Origin of the sequence: Moorena sp. SIO4E2 (assembly GCF_010671945.1) — a bacterium.
In the GTDB taxonomy this organism is placed as follows: Bacteria; Cyanobacteriota; Cyanobacteriia; order Cyanobacteriales; family Coleofasciculaceae; genus Moorena; species Moorena producens.
Map to the genome: position 1 here is coordinate 1 of NZ_JAAHIE010001259.1, position 1,332 is coordinate 1,332.

The 1,332-nt window shown below is 46.2% G+C and carries 1 protein-coding gene; it reads right to left on the reverse strand.

All coding sequences use genetic code 11. The features are described 5' to 3' along the window. Window positions 1-151 precede the first annotated feature (151 nt). The coding region (locus tag F6K37_RS42735) for an ATP-binding protein (protein ID WP_287257265.1) at window positions 152-1,332 on the reverse strand (1,181 nt) is incomplete at its 5' end.

Consider the following 1,332-nt stretch of genomic DNA (forward strand, 5'->3'; position numbering starts at 1 on the left):
GCTCAGGGAAGGTGGGCAAATCGACCCGATTCGAGATATTGTTGTCAGAGGGTCAGCATTTGCCCACCCTACTACCTCCCGATTCCCGATTCCCGATTCCCGATTCCCGATTCCCGATTCCCGATTCCCGATTCCCATTAACTCCCCACAACTAAAACCAGCCTTCAATCTCTTCGTTTGTCAACATTTTCTTCAACTTTTGATATTCCCGTTTTGTCGCTTCATAGATATGTTCCATGTTCACGGCTTCATCGGCGGCGGCGGCCAAAAAAGCGGCATTTAGGGCAATATTGCGAATATTTCCGCCTGCTACTTTTAGTTGACCCAGTTTCTGGTAATTTAAGTTTTGGGTTGGTGTCATAGTCGGAAAAATCCGTTGCCAAATTTGGGTACGGATTTCGGGTCCAGGAATTGGAAACTCGACCACAAAGCGAATCCGGCGCTCAAAGGCACTATCGAGAGCGCTTTGGAAATTGGTGGTCAAAATAGCTAACCCTTGATACGCTTCCATTCGTTGCAGCAAATAGCTGACTTCGATGTTAGCGTTGGGGTCGTGACTGTCTTTAACTTGGGTACGCTTACCAAACAGGGCATCCGCTTCGTCAAACAGTAGAATAGCAAAACCTGTTTCAGCAGCATCAAAGATCCGCCGCAGATTCTTTTCGGTCTCTCCAATATATTTACTGACAACTCTACTTAGGTCGATGCGATAAAGAGAGAGGCGAAATTCGTTGGCTAATACCTCTGCTGCCATGGTTTTACCAGTTCCGCTAGCACCATAAAATAGGGCGCTGATGCCCAATCCCCGGTCGCCTTTGTGGGCGAAACCCCATTCCTGATAGACTTTATACTTGTATCTGAGATGAGTGGCAATATCCCCAAGAAGCAGCCGTTGTGGGGTTGGTAATACCAGATCGTCCCAGGTAGCCGTAGCATTTATCGGTTGCGCTAAGTGTTCTAATTGATTACGGCTGATTTGGCGGCATAAATCCCATAATTGAACATTTGAATTTTGAATTTTGAATTGATCACAGGCGGCTTGAATACTAGCACTACTGAGGTTAAACTGAACGGCGATGCGCTCAAGTTGACCGTTAAGTTCGGCTGCTGCTGACCCTATATGGCATTCCCACAGGTCATATTGTTCCTGGTGGCTCAATGGGGGGATGTCAACGTTAACAACAGTCCGCTTACAGTCAATTTTTCGGTGATTGCAGCTGAGGATTAAACGAGTATTGTTACTATCAATAAATTGGCTCAGAGCATACTCCCGCCCTGGCTCAGAAAAATTATAACTATCGCAGTCAATAAACAGGACACTATTGCTTAGTA